Here is an 18,994-nt window from a genome sequence, read left to right as displayed (position 1 = left end):
ATACTCTCCTGGTCCCACTGGCGGAGAAGAAGCCAAGCCCGAGCCCGCATCAGCCACTACAGACGCAGAGGCCATCACGAAGTGTCGTTGCAGTATTAGGCCGAAGGCCTCCTTGGAGGCGAAATGGTTGGAGAACGAACTCAACGGGACCCCGGCGCCCGTGGTGATGTCGCGCACGCTCGCCCCCGTCAGACCCAGCCGTCAACGGCGCCCACCTGCACCCCATGCGACCCCACCCCGCACCACGTCGCATCCAGAGTTCGGGTCGGTGGCCGTGCCGCCGATGCCGCGGCCGACGGCAACCCGCGCCGGACCCTTTTGCGAGGCGTAGGAGGACCAACTCCCCTCACATCCCGCAGGATTTGGGCAACGTCGGCCTGGGATGGGAAAGTAGTGGTCCAACGGCGGGGTTACGGCAGCATGGAGACGGGCGACGTCGGGGCAGCCACGCCGATACGCCCGGGCCACAGGCGACAATCACCGGACTCCCTCGCCGAGGCGGGCGTGGCCCGGGGGTTGCCAAGGACCGGCGTGTCGAAGACCGGACCGAGGGCGGTGTCCTGAACGCGAAAAGGCGGAACCGAGGGTTCGCCTGACGCAGAGCGACCCGGGGTCGCGGCGCAAGAGACCCCAGCCGGCTGGGTGTCAACGGACGCCGAAGCTCGCCCGCATGGCCAGGCCCGCGACGTGGCGGATGCGTTGCGTGCCGAGTCCGCCGCAGTCCGCCCCCCGAGACACGAACCACTCGTCGGGTGTCGGGGCCGGCCCGAGGCGTCGGGATATCTCGACCGGCAGCAGCGCCCTCATCACACTGAGGCCAAATCCGGCGGACCACCGTCGATTCACCGGAAGAAAATTCGCCGGCGCACATAGTCATGCAGAACTAGGGTGATTTCCGGGCCGTCCACCGCCCTCCGCGCAACCACCAGGGAGCAGCCGACATGTCCGATCTCACGATCGTCGAGATCCCGCAGTGGCAGGGTTCCTCCACCGGTACCGCACAGCGCCTGATCGAGGGCGCCCGACTGCTCGCGAGGGCCGTCCCCGACGCCGCCCGGATCCGGGTGAGCACCGATGCCGCCGCCGGCCGAGCCCGTGACGGCGTCGCGCACGCGGATGTGCTCGTCCGCAACCTCGCCCTCGCCCGCCGGGCCGTGGCCGTGGTCGACCGGCCCGTGCTGACCGTTGGCGGCGACTGCGGCGTCGACCTCGCCCCGATCGAGGCCGCCCTGCGCCGGTACGGCGACCGGCTCGCGGTGGTGTGGTTCGATGCGCACGGCGACCTCAACACCCCGGCATCGTCACCGTCCGGGGCCTTCCACGGAATGATCCTGCGCGCGCTGCTCGGCGAGGGGCCCGCCGAGCTCGTGCCCGAAACCGCCCTGAAACCAAGCCGGCTCGTCCTCGCCGGAGTGCGCGCCCTCGACCCGGACGAGCGTGCGTACGTCGACCGGCACGCCGTCGCCGAGCTGCCCGCGGCTCGACTCGCCGACCCGACGGACCTGGTCGACGCAACGGCCGCGACCGGCGCCGACCACGTGCACATCCACATCGACCTCGACGTGCTCGACCCCACCGTGTTCTCCTCGGTCGGCACACCCGAACCGGGCGGCCTGACCCCGCAGACCCTGCTTGCCGCCGTCACCGCGCTCGTCGAGCGCTTCACCGTCGCGGGCCTGACGATCACCGAATACGAGCCCGATCCCGAGGCCGGCTCCGTCCACGCCCGCGACCAAGGCGTGTTGGCCGACATCGTGCCGGCGCTGCTCCGGGCCGCCGCCGGCTGAACCCGCCCCGACGCGGCGCGCTCTCACCGCAGCGCCGACTCCCACCGCCGACACACCACCGCCCACGCGATGCCGAACACATCCCCGGCATCAACCCCACGGCGCGCCGCCCGTCGCGCCACGCCCGCCCACCCCCGCCGAACCGCGATCCCTCCGGCACCTCGCGCAAATCCAAGTGCTCCGGAACTCCGTCCGCGTCCGGGGCCCACCGGCCGTGCCGCACACCCGCTCCCACCGCGCCGCGTACCGAACCACCCGCACCGGCCCGCCGCGCCGCACCCGAACGCCACCGGCCCCGCCACACCCCCGCAGCACCCCACCCGGCAGCCTCGTCCTCCTCCGCCGCGGTCGACTGGCTCGGAGCTCATCTGCCCACCGCGGCAGCCGGCCCCCACATCCGGGCGCCGAACCGCCCCCACCGATTACCCGTCGCCGTGTGTCCTGAACGTGAGAAGGAGTTGGTTGTAGGACAGCTTTCGATCGCGGTGCTGTGTGGAAGATGAAGGTTTTGGCCCTTCGGAGTCGCCATACGGGGGGAGGCTTCAAATGCCCCGTCGCCTGGGGCGTCGCATCCCCCGTCGCCCGTGGAAACGACGGGGCAGGAACCGGGCGCACGCGGCGCCGGACGACGACTGCCGCGCCGGGTATGTCGCGAGGTCACGACGCGCACCGGTGCGGCAGTCGGGTGGCATGCCGACGAGAGCCCGATCCCGGCGTACGCCGAGCCGATGCCCACGGCGTTCGGCATGGTGGCTCGGAGCCGGGCGGGCCTATATCGAGGCGGAGTTGCCTACCGCTTGGGGGCGGGGCTCACCGGGGCAGGGTTCACCGGGGCGGACGAACCCGGCGGGAGCGTCGGGCCGTCGTCGAATACCGGACCCCGCTGCCTGGGGTCGTCGATCAGCGTGCAGGCGCCGACCGGCCCGGCCGCGAGCCGGTACAGGGTGGTGCTGCCGGCGCTGTCGGTGTTGTGGGCACGTTGGCCATCGCGGTCGCCCGGGTCGGGGAGGTCCTCGGCCCGTACCTTGTCGAAGGTCGTGGTGAGCACCAACGTGGCGTCCGGGGGCATCAGTTCCGGGCGGATCTCGGTCCACATCTTGCGGTAGAAGTCGATCTCCTCGTCCGTCAACCGGCGGCCGTCCGGCGTGGGAAGCCAGTGGTAGATCGCATTCAACCGGTCCTGGGACGTCGGGTGTTCGGCGAAGCGTCCAGGCGCGCACTGCTTGCCGTACGGCACGTAGTCGACCACCACCCGCAGTCCAAGCTCCTGCAGGCGCTGTTCCAGGCCCTTCGGATTGCGGAACTCGTCGACCTTGAACAGGATCCCGCCGTCCGGCTGCTTTCGCACCTCGAACGGCTGCGCCTCGGCCGAACCGCCGCTGAGCATCGGCGTGGCGACCCCGATGCCCGCCGCGAGCACCACCGAGGCGGCGAGCCCGTACCCGATGCGGCGGCCCCGCGAGGTCGCCGCCCTCGAGGGCGGCGGCGGGTCCGTCGCCGGCACACCTCCCGTGGCGGCCAGCAACTTCAGTTCCTCCAAGGCACGTTCCTCGAAATTGATCACGCCTTCGCCTCCGCCTGTACGTGTCCGGTCCGGGTGTCGTGGTACGGCTGCGCCGACGGCGAGCCCACTTCCTTCGCCAGTCGCCGCCGCGCCCGGTGCAACCGCACCCGCGCCGCGACCGGACGTATGCCGAGCGCCGCCGCGGCCTCCGCCACGGACATCGCGTCCACACTGACCAGTTCGAGCACCGCGCGGTCCTCTTCGGACAGTCGCGCGAGCGCCCGATAGGTACGCCGAACCTCCGCCGCCGCGTCCAGCCGCTCCTCGAGCCGTTGGATGTCGTCCTCGTCCAACGCGCGCCGCGCCGCCATCCGCCGCGACGCGTCGGCCTCCCGCGCCGAGCGCCGACGCTCGTTCGCGACCACGTTGCGGGCCACGCCGTACAGCCAGGCCAACTCGCCCCCCGGCCCGCCGCGATACGAAGCCGCCGAGCCCATCGCGGCGATGAACACCTCGACGGTCAGGTCCGCGGCCGACTGCGGATCGTCGACCCGCCGGGCGACGAACCGCCCCACCGCGTCGATGTGTCTGCGATAGAACGCTTCCAGGAGCACCGGTTCGGTGCCGATCCCTCGGACCGCATCCACATCCGATCCGCCAGGCCCATCGAGTCCATCAGGTCCATCCAAAGTGGGCTCCTCGTACCGCGCCGAAGTCGTACTTCCCTGTCACCTCCCTTGTGGCGACCGACACCAGGAGCGTTACACCCACGGTCCCGACGACCCCGACCGGCAACACCGACCCACGTGATGGTCACCCCCACCCCGAGCCGGACATCCTCCGGCCACCCGTCGAACGCGGTCACCGTCTCACCGTTGCCGCGCGGGACTTCAAGGTGCCCGACGCGGTTCCGGTAGGCCGTCGCCGCGTCCAGCGCGATCGTCCACGCCTGTTCGCGGGTGCGCTTGGGCCGGGGCCCGTCCGGCACCGACACCGCCACCGCCGCCCCGGCCTCGGCCGAGCCGGCGGTGTCGACCAGCGCGGGCGGGGCCGGCCCGAGCGCGAGCAGCTGCTTGCGCTGCGCCGCGTTCAACCCGTCCCACCCGGACCGCCGGCCGGGCCACCACCAGCCCGATCCCCGTCCCGCGGTGCACGACGTCCGGGCCCACACCCTCCAGCCGCGCCCTGTCGCCGAGGCTGGCCACGTACTCGACCGCGTGGGTCGGGCGCCGCTGCCACGCCACCGGCCAATGCGGCGGATGACACGCCTCACCCTCCACCAACGCGTCCAGCGCCGCGCTGCGCCCGGTGTACAGGCGGTCGGGGGCGCCGCATCTCTACGGGAGGCGGACGTTGTCAGTCGCCGGGGGTCCGTCGCTGAGCCGTCGGCGGATTTCCCGGGCCTCCTCGGACCGCCCGAGCACCTCGAGCACGCGACGGCGGCCTCGGCCCAATCGGGGGGAGCGGCGCTGCGCCGTTGGCGTCGGTCGGGGCGCTGCCGCCGGAATTTCATGAACGCGGTGGCCATCGTGAACGGCCCGCTCGCACTGCGCCCCCCTCGTCGACATCCAGGCACACGGCACAGTCCCCGGCGGTGAAGTCCGTGCCCCAGGGCATGACGATCACCGCGGGCCTGGCCTGTTTGATCCACGCCGCGGGGATATGGCGCACGCCGGCGGTGACCTGCACCCGGTCATAGGAGCCTGGGCCGGGGTGTCCGAGGGTTCCGTCGCCGGTGACGACCCGGACGGCGTCGCCGAATCCGGCCCGCGCCAGATTCGCCCGGGCCTGCTCCGCGAGTTCGGGGTCGATCTCGACCGAGACGACGTCGTAGCCGCGCGCGGCCGGCAGCGCGGCGATGTACCCGGTCCCGGTTACGAGCCGATGGTGGAACAGTGCGGTCAGAGCACCATGTGACAGTAGAGTCCGTGGCCGTGTGACCGGGCCCGTCCGGCCAGTGCCGCAAGCTCGTTGAGGAAGTCCGCAAGATGGCCGGGATCGGCACACCCGTGGAACTCCTCCGCCTGCGACCACGGTATGCAGATCTCGGCCAGTCGTTCGCAGGGCGCCTCCGCCAAGGCGTCGCGCACCTCGTCGGGGAGAGTGACGATCCAGACGCTCTCTGCCTCCGGGCTCGTCACCAGATGACCGAACCGGGGATGCCCGACAACCCGTGAGACGGGTTCACGAACCAGCAGCGCCACCGCCTGACCAAGCAGGACGGCGGGGTCGATCGTCTTGACGCAGACCGTGTCGAAACCGGCGTCCTCGGGTCCCTCCGCAAAGGCTGACGCCGCTGCCTGATCGTCGGACGCGCTGAAGTAATCGTAGAAGATACCCACGCCGAGGAGTCTGGCGGTGCGCTCCGACAGTCGGCGGACGGTCCGGGCTGTCAGTGGAGATCATCCGCGCGCATCGCCTCCCAACGGGCCCGTCCAGCAACCGTGCCCGCGGATCCGACCACCGGTTCGAGGAGGGAGGCGAACACGTCGCGCCGATCCAACGCCCGATACAGCAGCTCCACCACACACACCATGTACGCGTCGCGGTCCACCGCGCCCGGCGAGTGTCGGAGGTGTCGGGCGCGGTGGTCGTGGCCGAGGCGTTGGTGCCCGAGGACGACTCCTCGAAGACGACAGCCGCCTGCTGGTGGGTGGGGCGCTCCGCACCGAGGCCGTGAGTTCGCATCTTCATCCGTCCGGATTCGACGAGATCATGCCCAAGACGCCGGCCGCCGCGACCGTCGATCGTCTCCTGCATCAGGCCCATCGAGACCGTCGCAGCGGCGCTGCGCTGCGGCGCGTACCTCGCGTGCGACGTGGCGGTACGCGAGGGCGAACGCGCCGTCGGGCAGAGCCGGGACGCGGTCGGCGACGCGTCGTCGCGGGCGTGCGCGCCGCGTGTGGGAATCGGAACTCGCCCACTCGGCGTGGGTCTCGCGCTCGTCGCCCCACGATTCCGGGAGCGAGCGTCGTGGGGCGGCAGGAATCCGACCGTCGCGTCGCGGCTGTGCCCCCCGCGTGGTCCACGGGCATGATGCCGAGCGGATGGTGTCGTCAAGGGTGGTGTCACCGGTTCACGAGGGGGTCGTGTTTGCCCAGTCGCGGAACAGGGTGAGGGCTTCGACCAGGTTCCGGGGGCCGCAGTCGATGGTGAACTTCTCGTCGGCCGTATGGGCCCTGACCCAGTCCTGCGGGCCGCGGTCGATGACCCGAAGGGGGTACGGGTGTCCTTCCAGGTCCGTCTCCGCGAGATCGATCTCGATCGTCCAACCGGGGTTGTCGAGCGTGGCGATCCGCACGCCCCACTCGTGCTCCCAGTCACCGTCGCACTGCCGCGCGTACCAATTCTGCAGCCAGTCGAGAAGATCACGCGAATCAGTCACGACCCGAGACGATAGGCGACTCGCAAACGCGGCCCCGGTCGAGGCCGCCCGATGCCCACCGGCCGCTGCGCGGCGCGGGCCCGGCATCCGTGGCGGTCCGCGCCCGCGTGCCGGCGGTTACATCTCCCAGCGCCGTTCGGGCCGTTGCGCCCACGCCCACTGTCGGCCGGGTTCGACGGTGATGCCGAAGTCGTAGCCGTGGACGCGGTGTTCGTCCTGCCATTGCAGCACGGCGTCGACCTCGTCCCACAACCGTCTCGGCCCGCCCTGGACGGCCTTGCCGACCCCGGGCCGGTCGTCGACCAACGCCCAGGACCGCCCACCGTCCCACAGCCGCCACACGGCCCCGCCTCCGAGCGTCTCCAGCCGCACGTCGGGGAGTCTCAACGCGACGGCGTGGGTGAAGTTCCCGTCCGCGTACAGCGACTCCAACACCCACTCCACCTCGACCTCGCCCGTGGCCGGCTCCGCCTCACGCACCGCCTCGAACCCGCTCGCGCCGTCGTCGCGTTGGCCGCGCAACTCCATGAAGGCCACGCTGCGCACGAGTTTCCCCGACGCCGTGCCGTCGTCGGCGACGACCAGGCGCAGGAGGGCGCCGGCGCCGAAGCCGGGTGACCAGGGCGCGACGATCACCGCGCCGGGGCGGGTCTGTTCGATCCAGGCGTAGGGGAGGCGGTGGGTGAAGGCGGCGGTGGCGTGCACGTGGTCGAAGGGCGCGTGATCGGGGGCGCCGAGCGCGCCGTCCCCGCACAGCACCGTCGGCGCGAGGCCCAGCCGGGTGTGGGTGGCGCGTGCGCCGGCCGCGAGCGCGGGGTCGATCTCGACCGAGACGACGTTCTCGTCGCCCAGGTGCCAGGCGAGCAGGGCAGCGGTCCAGCCGGGTCCGGTGCCGATCTCCAGGACGCGTTGGCCGGGGTGGACGTCGAGTTCGGTGAGGAAGGAGGCGACCGCGCGGTAGTCGCTGAGCGAACTGCTCGCCACCTTGCCGACCGTGTCGGCGGTGCCGTCGTCGACCTGGGTGACCACGGGGTCGGGGCGCAGTACCGCCTCGTCCCACGCGTGGGGGTCGAGGAGTCGGTCCACTGCGATGTATCGGCCCGTCGCGGGGTCGGTGCGCCAGACCACGTCGGGCGCGAACGCCGCGCGCGGCACGGCGAGCATGGCCTCGCGTACCCACGGGTCGGGGAAGGCGCCCTCGGCGTCGAGGGCGCCCACGATCTCGGCGTCGTCGCGCACTACGGCTTGTCCTTCTTGCGCCGTCCCGGGCCCGGGTCCCCGATACCGGGCAGGGCGCCGTCCTGCTTCTGTTTGGGGTCGGGCTGCGGGGGATCGGGTTGGGGCGCCGGCGGCTTGCTGTGATCACCCACGACGGGGCCTCCACGTCCTCGGAAGCGAGATGACGCTTTGAGCATGACGCGCCACGACGAGCAACGGCAAGACCGGGGGACCACCCGCTCCACACACATGCGACTGGTGCCGGTTCGAACGGCCAACGCCGCCATCGTCAAGCTCTAGCGGTGGTTTGTTAGACCGGGGTGTAGAGGTCGATGGGTCTTCCTGTGTCGAGGGCGTTGATCAGGGCCCGGAGTTCGGTGGGCGGGGGCTTGGTCGACCATGCCCGCCGGTGGCGTTGCAGCGTGGTCCAGGGCGCCAACCAGCCACGGACGGCCCGGATCGCTTGGGGCCGGGAGGCCGTTCGGGGCGGGTGGGACGTGGGAGTTCCCCCTTTCTGGGGGGTGCGGTTCCAACTCCTCGGCGTCCACGGACGGGGGCGGGGCGAACCAGGTGTCCCAGCAGAACGAGAACGCGCAGTTGACCAGGGTCTGGTGGCGGCGGATGGCGGTGTCGGAGCGGACTTGGACGTCGGCCCATCCGAGTTCGTCCTCGACCTGCTTGTAGCTTTGCTCGATCCAATGACGGATCCCGTATATGCGCACCACTTCGGCCGGGTCGGCGGCCCGGTGCCGGCTGGTGGCCTCGCGGGGCGATCCCGGCCGGGGCAGGTTGGTGGCCAGGTACCGGGTGGAACGCGCGGGCGGGGTGGCCGGATCGGTGGCGGCGACCACCGGGCGGGTGGTGCCGTCGGGGCCCCACCAGCCCAGTCGTGCGTCGGCGGCCCACCGGGTGGCCGTGCCTCCGTTGTGGAAGGTGCGGGTGACCGCGGTCCAGTCGCCGGGGTGGTTCGGGCCCGCCCGGGCAAGTTCGCGGGCGGCGTCGGTGGGCCTGAACGCATCCTTGTGGCTCCAGGCGCCGTGGCCGGGCTTGAGCGCCATCACGAACGGCAGCCCCGCGTGCGCGAGTTCGCTGCGGAAGCCGTCCTGGTCGCCGTGGTCGCAGTCGGCGGCCACCGCCCGGAAGAACACCCCCGCCTGCTTCGCTTCCCGGGCCGGGGCGGCCCCGATCCGCAGTTTCGTGCGGAAGTCGGGGTCGTTCCTGCCTTGTGGGAAGTGGTGGGCCGGGGTGTAGGGAACGGCGTGCAGGGGGTAGTAGACACGCTCGTCCGCCCAACACGTGGTCACGGTGACGACGCCGCGGTCGATCTTCCCGACGGATCCCAGGTACTGCTTGCCGACGTGCGCGGTCGCCGAGCCGTCCTTGCGGTCGCCGGATCCGCGAGCAAAAGCTCCACGCGGCGGGCGTTGATCCGCTCGTGGTCCCAGGTCGACTCGGACAGGAAGAACTGCAGCCGCTGCACCGCCGGATGCTGTGCACCGACCACGGGTTCCGTGCCGGCCAGGCAGGTCAGCGTCTTGTTGCGGTCCCTCGGCAGCAACAGCCCGGCCAAATACTCGCGGAACCCGCGCCGCTGTGCCAACGTCGAGAACAGGTCGTCGAAACGCGCGGCTCAGGCCTCCAGCGGCCCCGGTGCGGGCGGACAGGGCACACGCTTGGTCATCGCAACCCCCCGAGGCGCAGGCGACGTTCCCTCCTATCGGCATACCGCGACCCCGACCCGCTGTCAACAAACCACCGCTAGGGAGTGCCCCTCCCCGAAGGGTGACGCGGAGCCGTCTTTACCCGCCGCCGGCCGTCGATCGCAACCTTTTCGACTGATGATCGCTGGCGGGTGTTGTGGTCGGCTTGAGGTCGAACGAGACACGAAGGAGGTTGTGTTGACGAAGCGTTCCACCGTCATCCGCAATGGCCGGGTCGTCACCATGGACGACAGCCTCGGTACGCTGGGGGGGGCAGACATCCTCATCGAGGATGGCATGATCACGGCGATCGGCTCCCGCCTCGACGCAGACGACGCCGAGGTGATCGACGCGACCGGCAAGATTGTCGCTCCCGGTTTTATCGACACCCACCGTCATACGTGGCAGACCCAGATGCGCGGCATCTGTGGGGACTGGACCCTGGGTGACTACGTCTCCGGCATTCGATTCACGATTTCTCCGGCGTACACACCCGATGATGTGTACCTGGGCAACCACGCGGGCGCGCTCGAGGCGCTGGATGCCGGCGTGACGACACTGCTCGACTTCTCACACTGCAACAACACGCCCGACCACAGCGACGCCGCCATCCGCGGACTCCGCGACGCCGGCATCAGGGGCGTGTTCGGCTACGGGTTCTTCGATTCCAGCCCACAGATGCCTCAGCACTTCACCTCTCACCGAGAGCGAGTCGCCGACTTCCACCGGATCGCCGACACCGTCGGCGGCGGCGACCTGATCCGCGTAGGCGCCGCACTCGCCGAGATGGCACCGTTGGAGACGACGCGGGTTGAAATCGAAGCCGCTCGTTCACGAAATTCCCTGATCGTGACCCACACCGGGTGTATCTGGGCCTTTCCCACCGGCGTGGCCGAACTCGAGAAGGCCGGCCTCATCGACGGGAATCAGGTGCACGTCCACTGCAACACGCTGTCCGACGACGATTGGGCCGCACTCGCGCGCCACGATGCGAAGATCTCCATCTCGCCCGAAACGGAACTCAACATGGGGATGGGACTCCCCGTGTTCGAGCAGGCGAAGCGGTACGGGATGAAGCCGACGTTGTCGGCGGATGTCGTCTCCTTCAACTCCGGTGACCTGTTCCACCAGTTGCGCCTGGGCATCGCCACCGCGCGCTGGTCCGGCACGAAAGCTCTCAACGCTGCCGGCATCGACCCGGACCGACTCACCGTCACCGCCCACGAGGCGCTGACCTGGGTCACGGTGAACGCGGCCGAAGCCATGGGCCTGAGCGAGCTGGTCGGCAGTATCGCCGTCGGGAAACGCGCCGACCTCATGCTGGTGGGGGGTTCCGGGCGCTCGCGGCATCCCGCGTCGCACCCGGAATCGACCCTCGTGTTCCAGACGTCGGCCGGCGACGTCGAGACCGTGATGGTCGATGGAAACGTGGTGAAACGGGACGGCCGGCTGGTCGGGATCGATCGCGCATCGCTCGACGAGCGGCTGGAGTGTTCCGCCGAAGAAATCCTCGGTCGCATCTCCGGAAGCGGACGCCGGCTGCCGGGAACACCGCCCGGCGGATTGTTCCGAGCGGTCCTCGCCGGTTCCATCGACAACGAAGAGGAGTCCGCACATGTCGCTCGGTGAACTTCACGAGGTCGCCCACGAGGTGTGGGCCTGGATCCAGCCGGACGGCACATGGTGGCTCAACAACGCCGGCCTGGTCGCGACGTCGACCGGTGACGTCCTGATCGACACGTGCGCCAACGAAGAACGCACCAGCGCAATGCTCGAGGCCATGACCGAGGTCAGGCCGAATTCGCGCCTGCGATGGGCCGTGAACACCCACGCACACGGTGACCACACGTTCGGCAACAGCCTGCTGCCTCGCGATGTCGCGCTGATAGGTCACGAGAACATGCGAAGCGACCTTGAGCGAGACATGCTCCTCGACAACTGTCCGCCGTTCTGGACACCTACGCCGGACTGGGGAAACGTCACGAAGCGGCTGCCCGAACTCGTCGTGCACGGGCGCCTGGACATCGTCGGCGACGATTTCGGGGTCGAGGTGCACTCGCCCGGCTATCCGGCGCACACCACGGGCGACCTGGTGACCTGGGTGCCCCATCGCTCGGTCCTTTTCGCCGGAGACCTGATCTTCGCCGGCCTGACCCCGCTCCTCCTCATGGGGTCCGTCTCCGGTGCCCGGCGCGCCCTGGATTGGATCGAAGGATTCGGCGCCGAGGTCGTCGTCCCGGGACATGGCCCGATACTCACGGGTGACGAGATCGCGACGCACATCGACGCCCACCGCCGGTACTACGACTTCGTCGACGCATCCGGCCGGGCGGCCTCCACGGCCGGCGCCACGCCGCTGGAGGCAGCCGCATCGCTCGACCTCGGCGAATTCGCCCAATGGCCGGATGCCGAACGCATCGTCCTCAACCTGCACCGATGGTGTGCGGACGCCGAGGGTCGTGAGGTCGACTACGGCGAGGCATTCGACGATGCCATCGCCTACAACGACGGCCCGATGCACACGTTGGTCATGGAGAGACAAGAATGAGGTTCGTCACGATCGAACACGAGAGCGTCGAACGCGTGGGGGTTCTCGACGGCGAGACCATTCGGGTACTGGAAGCGGGCGTTTCGCTCCTGGGCCTCCTGGAAGGCGACGGTTCTCGGCTGGAGGAGGCCGGCGAGCGTGCAATTCGCGACCCCGACCTCGTGCTTCCCATCGCCGATGCGCACCTGCGGGCACCGGTGCCCCAACCCCCCAGCGTGCGCGACTACATGACGTTCGAGCAACACTTCGAGGGCGTCGCTCGCAGGGCAGGACCGGACGCCACGCTGCCCCCCTTCTGGTACGCGGCGCCCTCGTTCTACTTCACCAACTCGAACTCGGTTCACGGCCCGTACGATGACGTGGCCGTCCCACCCGGATGCACCGCGTTCGACCTGGAACTCGAAGTCGCCGTCGTGCTCGGTGCGGGAGGCCGTGACCTCACGCCCGCCGAAGCAGAACGGCGCATCGCCGGATTCATGCTCATGAACGACTGGTCCGCCCGCGATCTGCAGGTCGCCGAGTTCGCACTGCCGCTGGGCCCGAGCAAGGGCAAGGACAGCGCGATCAGCCTCGGCCCGTGGTTCGTCACACCCGACGAACTCGCGCCGATGCGCCGTGGTGACTCCTACGACATCGCGCTCACCGCCCGTATCAACGGTGAGGTCATCGGGTTGGACTCGGTCGGCAGCATGTCCTTCAGCTTCGGCCAGATGATTGCGTACGCGTCCCGCGGCACGGATCTTCGGGCCGGCGAAGTCTTCGCATCAGGCACGTGCGGCGGCGGTTGCCTGGCCGAACTGTGGGGGAGGTACGGACCGGAGATCAGGGATCCGCTTGCCCCCGGGGACGTGGTCTCGATCGAGGCCGAGGGATTGGGGCGTCAGATCTCGCGTGTCGTCGCCGGCGCCCCCGGCATCGACTTCGAAGCCTTCGGCGCCGGCCGATGAGGGGTTCGTGGGACTGGATGGCGGGCACTCGCCGGTAAGGTGTGCGCCCGCCGTGAGGCGGTGGTGATCAGGCGGACCGCCCGGCCGGTACATCGGGAGATCCGGCCTGTGAGATCGGTTTTTTGGCGGCACTTCGGGGACCACCGCGCGGAGCCCGGGTTCCGCGGGGTGTCCGCGAGGTGCCGGCCACCGGGTTCAATCGCGACTCGCGGCTGCGATGCGTGCGGCTCGTGCGGCCTTTCGGATGGAGACGACCGGTTGGCGTTCGTCGCCCGTCCGAGTTGCGAGCACGATGCTGACGGTGCCGGCAGTCGGAATGACCGCAACCCCGGGATGGGCATAGAACGTTCGCGCGAGGATGCTGTGGAAAGCCAGTCGGCCGGTGGTCGCGACCGCCATCGGTATGGATGCGGGATTCGCGATCCGCGGCGCGGCGAGAATACGTTCGCCGAACGAGCCGGCCAAAGTCTCGTCGTCGCCCATCCCGTCCAGCCGCAACAAGTCGTGTTCGGCGGCCTCGGCTTGGGACAGATAGGCGCGGTGGGCGAGTTGCGAGCCGGCCGGCACCAGCACGGCGAGCGGGGACTCGAAAAGCAGGTCGTAAGTGACGCCGCGCACGGGTTTCAGCGCACCGGTGATCGCGGCATCGACGACGCCGTCTTGAAGCATGGAGTGCTGTGTGGTGAAATCCAGTTCACTGTATTCGATAGCCAATTCGGGGTTGTCGGCCACGAATCGGGATCGCATCGACTCCCAGAGTCCGGCGGCACCGAACCCGAGTACCCCGAGTCGGAACACCGAGTGTCCCGATACACGCGTGGCACGAGCGGAAAGGTCGTCGACCGAGGCGAGCAGGCGTCGGGCATCGGCGATCAGGAGTGCGCCCGCAGGGGTCAGTGCGACACGTCGGCTGGTGCGGTCGAAGACACGCACCCCTATCTCCTCCTCGAGATGCCGAATACGTTTGCCGAATGGTTGCTCCGAGATGAAGTGACGGCGCGCGGCGCGGCCGAAGTGCAATTCCTCCGCGAGTGTCACCGCGTACTGCAGAGAACGGAGATCCAAGTCGCGTCTCCTCGATGGTTCCTACCGCCGGGTCGACCGGTCGGCGCATTTCGTCACGGTAGGCGCGAGGAGAAACACGGTCAAGTGTGGCGTGGCGGTGGTGTCGGGGTGTGGTGGTACGCGTGGGGTGGGGTTCTGTGCGTTGGTCGGCCGGTGAGCCGAACGGGTGGCCGGCCGAGGACAATGGATTGCACGTCGCCGCGCCGACCGGCTGCCGTGGCCGATGGTCCCGGACGGTCGGTTGGAGAAGTGCAGCCGGAGTTCTAGAGCCTGTCTGACAAAACGATCATGATTGTGGTTCGCGGAGCCACAGGATCAGTGAGGCGAGGACGACGCCGCCCGTGTAGTAGGCGGCGAGCTCGTCGTAGCGTGTCGCGATCGCCCGGAACTGCTTCAGGCGGGCGAAACACCGTTCCACGACGTTGCGTTCGCGGTACGCCTGTCGGTCGAACGCCGGCGGGCGCCCGCCGGCTCGACCCCGACGGCGACGATTCGCCCGCTGATCGGCCCGTTCGGGGATCAGCACCCGCACCCCCGCCGCCCGCAACCGGGCACGGATGGCCCGCGAGGAGTACGCCCGGTCGGCGATCACCCGGGTCGGCCGGACCCGCGGCCGGCCCGGACCGAGTCGCGGCACGCGGATCCCGGCGAGCGCCGCGTCCAACGCCGGCGCGTCCCCGGCCTGCCCCGGGGTGACCACGATCGACAACGGTAACCCCCGCCCGTCCACCGCGAGATGCAGCTTCGTCGTCTCACACGGATCCGAAATAGGTTCTGGCCGGCGACGGTCCTTGGCCGAGCCCAATCAGCCAAATGGCAAGGTGCGTTCCGCCTGTTCCTGGTGTCGGTGGTCGTTGGGAGGGTGTGCGCATGAGTGCGGCGACTGCGGCCGACTACGGTTGGATACGTTCCTCGTTCGTGTTTCCCCTGGGGATCGAGGTCGGGTACTGCCTGACGCTGGTGCGGGGTGTTCCACCCGAGGAGGTGTTACGGGTGATGAGTGCCGAGCCTCGCGGCGGGTGTCGGGACGCGAAGGAACTCTTCGAGCGCCGGGACGAGCTTGTCGCCGAGTCCGACGAGTGGGACGAGTCCTTCCTCGCCGGCGTGTGCGCGGTGCCGGGCGAGGGCGGGGACTGGACCCTGGTCCTGCACTTCGACGGGGGCATCGGCATGCGGCCGCGGTTCCTGGAGGTCCTGTCGACGGGGTCGCGCGCGGTCACGCACGCGAGCAACGGGGGAAGGCCCATCCACACGTTCGCATGGTACGAGGACGGCGAACTGCGGACCGGTTTCGAGTGGCCCACGGTCCGCCACGGCAGCGCCCCGGACGACCTGGTGCCGCTGATGCGCGAGGCCGGGTTCGACATGGGCGAGGAAGCCGACGCCGACACGTACGACCGCAAAGCCGCGGTCCTCGCACTCGCGGAACGGCTGACCGGGGCTCGGCCCGAGCGAACACCCGCGGGCCGAGCCCCCCGACGCCGCATTCCACGTGTGAGTGGTTGTTGGTTGTTGGTTGTGGGGGGTGTGGGCTGGGGTTTCGCTGTTGTATCGGGATGGTTGTTCCGGGCGCGGGGCTGGCGGGGTGGGTTTTCGGGGTGTGGGGGTGGGTGTTCGGGTATGGCCCGGCGGGGTGTGTGGGCTGGGGTTTTCTCATTTCCGCTGGGTTTCGCGGGTGTTGTGGGATCCGTTGAGATTTTGTGCAGTTCGGTTGGGGATGCCATAGGCGGCAGGGTTTGGCGGCCCGTTTCGGGTGGTCCAAGGGATCGGCCCGAGAGGCGGGCTTCTTCAGGGTCGGGTGTGGTGGCGGATCCAGGACCACAGGAGGTCGTCGGGTCCGGGCGCCAGGTGTGTGAGTCCGAGTGTGTGGGCGGTGTGTTCGCGGAAAGCGCCCGCGGCCGGGTGTCGGTCGGGTCGGGGGGTCGCCGGTAGGCGCGTACGAGCGAGAGCGTGGGCGAGGACGACCGTTTCGGGATGGACGATCACGGGCCGGGCGGTGAGTTCCCAGGAACTGCCGCCCGTGGCCGTGTGGTCTCGGTTGAACGTGACCAGGCGGTGTCCTCGTGCCCGCCGCCGGCCGGTGAGATACAGCTCGTGGTCGTACCCCCGTGTGACGATGGCCTGTGCCCACGTGTAGGCGTTGTTCGCGTTCGGCCGGCGCAGGAGCCGCCGGTGTTCCCGGTGTGTGTGGGCGAGTTCGGGCAGGCCCCGGGTGTCCAGGAGCCGCGGCCGGGGCCCGCCGTTGCTCCAAGAAGGAGCCCACCGTTCCCGTCCACGAGGAAGCCGCCGACGCCATCCGAGCGCTGGTCGCGCTGCGGCAGGCCCAAGCTGATCGGGCCATCCACGATCCCGACCTCGGGCGTCCGGTGCGCTACCTGTTCCTGCGCAACGGCAGTGTCGCCCACCCCGACTACCTGTTCGCCGGACCGCTCCGCAGGATCTGCAACGCGTTGGGCATCCTCAACGGCGTCGGCAAGCCCGCGATCCACCCGCACCGGTTCCGGCACACCCTGGGCACCCAACTCGCCGAGAAGGGCGCCCGGGTGCAGACCATCATGAAGGTCCTCGGCCACAAGAGCCCGGGCATGTCGATGACCTACACCCACATCTCGGACCCCACCGTGCTGGCCGACTACCAGGCCGTCGTCCAGCCCGGCGCGGTCATCGCCGGGCCACTCGCCGAGACCTTGCGCTCCGGCATGCTCGACCAGGACGCGCTGGACTGGCTCAAGACCAACTTCTACAAGACCGAACTCGAACTCGGCCGCTGCCTGCGCCCGCCCCAAGAAGGCCCCTGCGAGTGCGACCTCTACCTGACCTGCGCGAAATTCGTCACCACGCCCCAATACGCACCGCGCCTGCGCGACCGCCTCTGCGTCGAACGACAACTCGTCGCCGACGCCGAAGACCGCGGTTGGGGACGCGAGGTTGAACGCCACAAGCGCGTCGCCGAGCGCATTACCCACCTCCTCGACGACCTCGGCGAGCTCCACGACGCGCATCCGGGATAGCCGCTGGTCAGGACGCCCATTGCGCGACAGGATGCGCCTATGCCCCACACACACGAGGACGATCCCGAGCTGGTGGACGTGGTCCGCCGTTATATGGGGGTCGACCACCACCACCTCCGGCTCGGCGGCCACCTGCTTCGGCTCGACGGCCCTGAGCGCGCGCAGTTCGCTCAGGAACTTGCCGTCGTCGCGGACGAGATCACGCCTCGCGAGCTCGGCGTCCTGCTGGAAGCCGGGTGGCGGGAACGCAAGAATGCGGCCTGGCTGATCGCCATCGCCGGCAGGACCGAGTTCCGCGACCGGCTCGGCGAGCTCCTGCTCGCCAGCAAAATGCCCTTCGCGGGCCAGGGCTACTGCGTCGCGCTTGCCAGCTTCGGCACCTCTGCGGACGCAGATCTGCTGACCGCCTATCTCGACCGGTACTTGCAGCGCCCTGACCTCGACTACGACCAGGCGTTCGTCCTCGGTGCGCTCCTGCACCTCGACGGCAGCCGCGCCACCGATCGCGCGGCCCGTTTCATCGCCCCAGGCGGCCTCTGGGAGCAGTGGAACGGCAACCACAGCTACAACTCGGACGACTACCGCAGCATCGTTGAGCGTTGGTGTTCGCTCGCGGCCGAGAGCAGCGCGCTTCGCCCCGCAGAACCCCGGAACTGAACTCGACAGGGCGACACTCGATCGAACGAAACCACACCCGCAGCAACCGAAGTTGTCCAGATACGCGAGGAACAGGCGTGTGCGACGGTGTGGCGCGCCGACGTCGGAGGCCGAAAGGCTCGTCCATTGCGTGTCGTACCGTGCTTGGGCCAGGTTGGCGAGGACGGTGTCGAGGCCTCGTCGGCGCAGGGCGGCGACGTTCTCCAGGACGACGAGGCCCGGTCGTAGACGGCGAATTGCGTCCATGACGGTGTGCCAGAGGCCGCTGCGGGTTCCATGGGTGATGCCTCCTCCGGGGCCGACGAGGGAGATGTCCTGGCAGGGCCACCCGGCGGTGACCACGTCGACGGGGGCCGTGGCGGCGATGTGGTCCCAGTCGACGTCGCGCAGGTCGCCGAGGTTGGGCACGCCGGGCATGCGGTGGGCCAGGATGGCGCGCACGTCGGGGTCGTGGTCGGCGACCCACGCCACCTCGCCGCCGAGCACGTCGACCACCCCCCGACCCGACACCGCCCCTCACCACCGCATGCCGAGTTCGGTGAGCAGCTGCACCCGCTCCTCGCTCAACGATCCGCGTCGGGTGCGTTGGTTGTTGACCCACTTTCCGAGCCGCACCTCCACGGCACCGCCACCCTCGCCCGCGCCACCACCGGGTCCGGTCGCCGTCTGCGTCGCCACGGTCTCGACGTGTGCGCGGGGCACTTCGAGGTGTCCTTCGCGTTGGCGGTAGGCGAGGGCCGCGGCGAACGCCGTCTCCCACGCGCCCCGGCCGCGCCTGTCCGCCCGCGCCCCGTCGCGGTCGGCCGCAGAGCCGCCGACATCGACGCCCGCGGCCACCGCCGCGCCACCACCACCCGCGGCCACCGCCGCGCCGTTCTCCACGCCGTCGCCGCCCGCCGCGCCGTGCTCGCCTGCCGCTGCGCCGTGCTCGGGGCGGGGCACGATGCCGAGTTCGTGGAGTTGCTCGAGTTGTCCGGGCCTGAGCTTGGCCCACACGCCGGGCGTGGCGTGTCGCTGCGCCCAGGTGCCGATGTCCTGTCCGCCGGCGATGTGTCCGGGCGCGAGTTCGTCGAGGGTCCCGCCCCGCCGCAGGTGCAGTCGTACTTCGTTGGCGGCTCTCTGCCAGGCGATGGTCCATCCGTCGGGTCGCCACCACGGGTCCAACTCCTCCA

At 69.9% G+C, this 18,994-nt stretch carries 19 protein-coding genes and 3 pseudogenes; 8 read left to right on the top strand and 14 right to left on the bottom strand.

The genetic code is table 11. From position 1 onward, the window contains the following. The first annotated feature begins 941 nt into the window (after window positions 1-941). Complete coding sequence (locus ACFXKZ_RS51905; RefSeq protein ID WP_380015440.1) at window positions 942-1,787, top strand: arginase family protein; 846 nt, start codon at window positions 942-944, stop codon at window positions 1,785-1,787. Between the two features lie 790 nt (window positions 1,788-2,577). Here ACFXKZ_RS51905 and ACFXKZ_RS51900 read toward each other — a convergent pair. From ACFXKZ_RS51900 to ACFXKZ_RS51880, 5 genes are all read right to left on the bottom strand, one after another. Beyond that, entirely contained in the window at window positions 2,578-3,351 is a 774-nt protein-coding gene (locus ACFXKZ_RS51900) for a hypothetical protein (protein WP_380015437.1), read from the bottom strand. Then, window positions 3,348-3,938, bottom strand: a complete 591-nt coding sequence (locus tag ACFXKZ_RS51895) for an RNA polymerase sigma factor (protein ID WP_380015434.1) — start codon at window positions 3,936-3,938, stop codon at window positions 3,348-3,350. The genes ACFXKZ_RS51900 and ACFXKZ_RS51895 overlap by 4 nt, the downstream gene beginning before the upstream one ends. A gap of 862 nt (window positions 3,939-4,800) precedes the next feature. Then, complete coding sequence (locus ACFXKZ_RS51890; RefSeq protein ID WP_380015431.1) at window positions 4,801-5,298, bottom strand: protein-L-isoaspartate O-methyltransferase; 498 nt, start codon at window positions 5,296-5,298, stop codon at window positions 4,801-4,803. Then, window positions 5,193-5,633 (bottom strand): hypothetical protein, encoded by a 441-nt coding sequence (locus tag ACFXKZ_RS51885; protein WP_380015428.1) that lies wholly within the window; start codon window positions 5,631-5,633, stop codon window positions 5,193-5,195. The genes ACFXKZ_RS51890 and ACFXKZ_RS51885 overlap by 106 nt, the downstream gene beginning before the upstream one ends. Window positions 5,634-5,683: 50 nt before the next feature. Then, entirely contained in the window at window positions 5,684-5,845 is a 162-nt protein-coding gene (locus ACFXKZ_RS51880; protein ID WP_380015446.1) for a hypothetical protein, read from the bottom strand. Between the two features lie 110 nt (window positions 5,846-5,955). Between ACFXKZ_RS51880 and ACFXKZ_RS51875 the strand changes: the two are divergent. Next, a pseudogene (locus ACFXKZ_RS51875) lies at window positions 5,956-6,060 on the top strand (ATP-binding protein); the annotation flags it as partial. A 307-nt stretch (window positions 6,061-6,367) separates the two neighbouring features. On the opposite strand, the gene ACFXKZ_RS51870 reads toward ACFXKZ_RS51875, so the two are convergent. The 5 genes from ACFXKZ_RS51870 to ACFXKZ_RS51850 form a co-directional block, all read right to left on the bottom strand. Further along, entirely contained in the window at window positions 6,368-6,676 is a 309-nt protein-coding gene (locus ACFXKZ_RS51870) for an immunity 53 family protein (RefSeq protein WP_380015426.1), read from the bottom strand. 117 nt (window positions 6,677-6,793) lie between these two features. Continuing rightward, the gene (locus ACFXKZ_RS51865; protein WP_380015423.1) at window positions 6,794-7,915 is read right to left on the bottom strand and encodes a methyltransferase domain-containing protein; all 1,122 of its coding nucleotides are present in this window, start codon (window positions 7,913-7,915) and stop codon (window positions 6,794-6,796) included. After that, a complete protein-coding gene (locus ACFXKZ_RS51860) occupies window positions 7,915-8,046 on the bottom strand; it encodes a hypothetical protein (RefSeq protein ID WP_380013209.1) in 132 nt (43 codons plus the stop codon). Before ACFXKZ_RS51860 ends, ACFXKZ_RS51865 begins: the two co-directional genes overlap by 1 nt. A gap of 144 nt (window positions 8,047-8,190) precedes the next feature. Beyond that, a complete protein-coding gene (locus ACFXKZ_RS51855) occupies window positions 8,191-9,237 on the bottom strand; it encodes a transposase (RefSeq protein ID WP_380015443.1) in 1,047 nt (348 codons plus the stop codon). Continuing rightward, on the bottom strand, window positions 9,195-9,494 hold the full coding sequence (locus ACFXKZ_RS51850; RefSeq protein WP_380015420.1) for a hypothetical protein: 300 nt from the start codon (window positions 9,492-9,494) through the stop codon (window positions 9,195-9,197). Before ACFXKZ_RS51850 ends, ACFXKZ_RS51855 begins: the two co-directional genes overlap by 43 nt. A 298-nt stretch (window positions 9,495-9,792) precedes the next feature. Between ACFXKZ_RS51850 and ACFXKZ_RS51845 the strand changes: the two genes are divergently transcribed. The 3 genes from ACFXKZ_RS51845 to ACFXKZ_RS51835 are packed head-to-tail and all read left to right on the top strand — an operon-like array spanning window position 9,793 to window position 13,089. Then, the gene (locus ACFXKZ_RS51845) at window positions 9,793-11,223 is read left to right on the top strand and encodes an amidohydrolase family protein (protein ID WP_380015417.1); all 1,431 of its coding nucleotides are present in this window, start codon (window positions 9,793-9,795) and stop codon (window positions 11,221-11,223) included. Further along, complete coding sequence (locus tag ACFXKZ_RS51840) at window positions 11,210-12,142, top strand: MBL fold metallo-hydrolase (RefSeq protein ID WP_380015414.1); 933 nt, start codon at window positions 11,210-11,212, stop codon at window positions 12,140-12,142. Before ACFXKZ_RS51845 ends, ACFXKZ_RS51840 begins: the two co-directional genes overlap by 14 nt. After that, window positions 12,139-13,089, top strand: coding sequence for a fumarylacetoacetate hydrolase family protein (locus ACFXKZ_RS51835; RefSeq protein WP_380015411.1), 951 nt, complete (start codon window positions 12,139-12,141; stop codon window positions 13,087-13,089). The genes ACFXKZ_RS51840 and ACFXKZ_RS51835 overlap by 4 nt, the downstream gene beginning before the upstream one ends. 195 nt (window positions 13,090-13,284) lie before the next feature. On the opposite strand, the gene ACFXKZ_RS51830 is transcribed toward ACFXKZ_RS51835, so the two are convergent. Continuing rightward, on the bottom strand, window positions 13,285-14,154 hold the full coding sequence (locus tag ACFXKZ_RS51830) for a LysR family transcriptional regulator (RefSeq protein ID WP_380015408.1): 870 nt from the start codon (window positions 14,152-14,154) through the stop codon (window positions 13,285-13,287). 286 nt (window positions 14,155-14,440) lie between these two features. Next, window positions 14,441-14,905 (bottom strand): annotated as a pseudogene (locus ACFXKZ_RS51825) (IS5 family transposase); the annotation flags it as partial. Between the two features lie 62 nt (window positions 14,906-14,967). On the opposite strand from ACFXKZ_RS51825, the gene ACFXKZ_RS51820 reads away from it, so the two are divergent. From ACFXKZ_RS51820 to ACFXKZ_RS51810, 3 genes are all read left to right on the top strand, one after another. Then, on the top strand, window positions 14,968-16,086 hold the full coding sequence (locus ACFXKZ_RS51820) for a DUF6461 domain-containing protein (protein WP_380015405.1): 1,119 nt from the start codon (window positions 14,968-14,970) through the stop codon (window positions 16,084-16,086). A 251-nt stretch (window positions 16,087-16,337) separates the two neighbouring features. Next, complete coding sequence (locus ACFXKZ_RS51815) at window positions 16,338-17,165, top strand: tyrosine-type recombinase/integrase (RefSeq protein WP_380015402.1); 828 nt, start codon at window positions 16,338-16,340, stop codon at window positions 17,163-17,165. A 39-nt stretch (window positions 17,166-17,204) separates the two neighbouring features. Next, the gene (locus ACFXKZ_RS51810; protein ID WP_380015399.1) at window positions 17,205-17,822 is read left to right on the top strand and encodes a DUF6000 family protein; all 618 of its coding nucleotides are present in this window, start codon (window positions 17,205-17,207) and stop codon (window positions 17,820-17,822) included. A gap of 78 nt (window positions 17,823-17,900) precedes the next feature. Here the strand turns inward: ACFXKZ_RS51810 and ACFXKZ_RS51805 are convergent. Next, window positions 17,901-18,293: pseudogene (locus tag ACFXKZ_RS51805) on the bottom strand (DNA cytosine methyltransferase); the annotation flags it as partial. Between the two features lie 45 nt (window positions 18,294-18,338). Beyond that, on the bottom strand, window positions 18,339-18,994 hold a 656-nt coding region (locus tag ACFXKZ_RS51800; RefSeq protein ID WP_380015396.1), incomplete at its 5' end, for a helicase associated domain-containing protein.

Source organism: Embleya sp. NPDC059237 (genome assembly GCF_042754105.1).
GTDB lineage: Bacteria > Actinomycetota > Actinomycetes > Streptomycetales > Streptomycetaceae > Embleya.
This window is presented reverse-complemented; position numbering and strand designations above follow the sequence as displayed.

What these genes read in the sequence shown, in the direction of transcription:
- ACFXKZ_RS51905 (WP_380015440.1), top strand. Translation starts at nt 942, where the DNA reads ATGTCCGATCTCACGATCGTCGAGATCCCGCAGTGGCAGGGTTCCTCC.
- ACFXKZ_RS51840 (WP_380015414.1), top strand. Translation starts at nt 11,210, where the DNA reads ATGTCGCTCGGTGAACTTCACGAGGTCGCCCACGAGGTGTGGGCCTGG.
- ACFXKZ_RS51835 (WP_380015411.1), top strand. Translation starts at nt 12,139, where the DNA reads ATGAGGTTCGTCACGATCGAACACGAGAGCGTCGAACGCGTGGGGGTT.
- ACFXKZ_RS51820 (WP_380015405.1), top strand. Translation starts at nt 14,968, where the DNA reads ATGGCAAGGTGCGTTCCGCCTGTTCCTGGTGTCGGTGGTCGTTGGGAG.
- ACFXKZ_RS51810 (WP_380015399.1), top strand. Translation starts at nt 17,205, where the DNA reads ATGCCCCACACACACGAGGACGATCCCGAGCTGGTGGACGTGGTCCGC.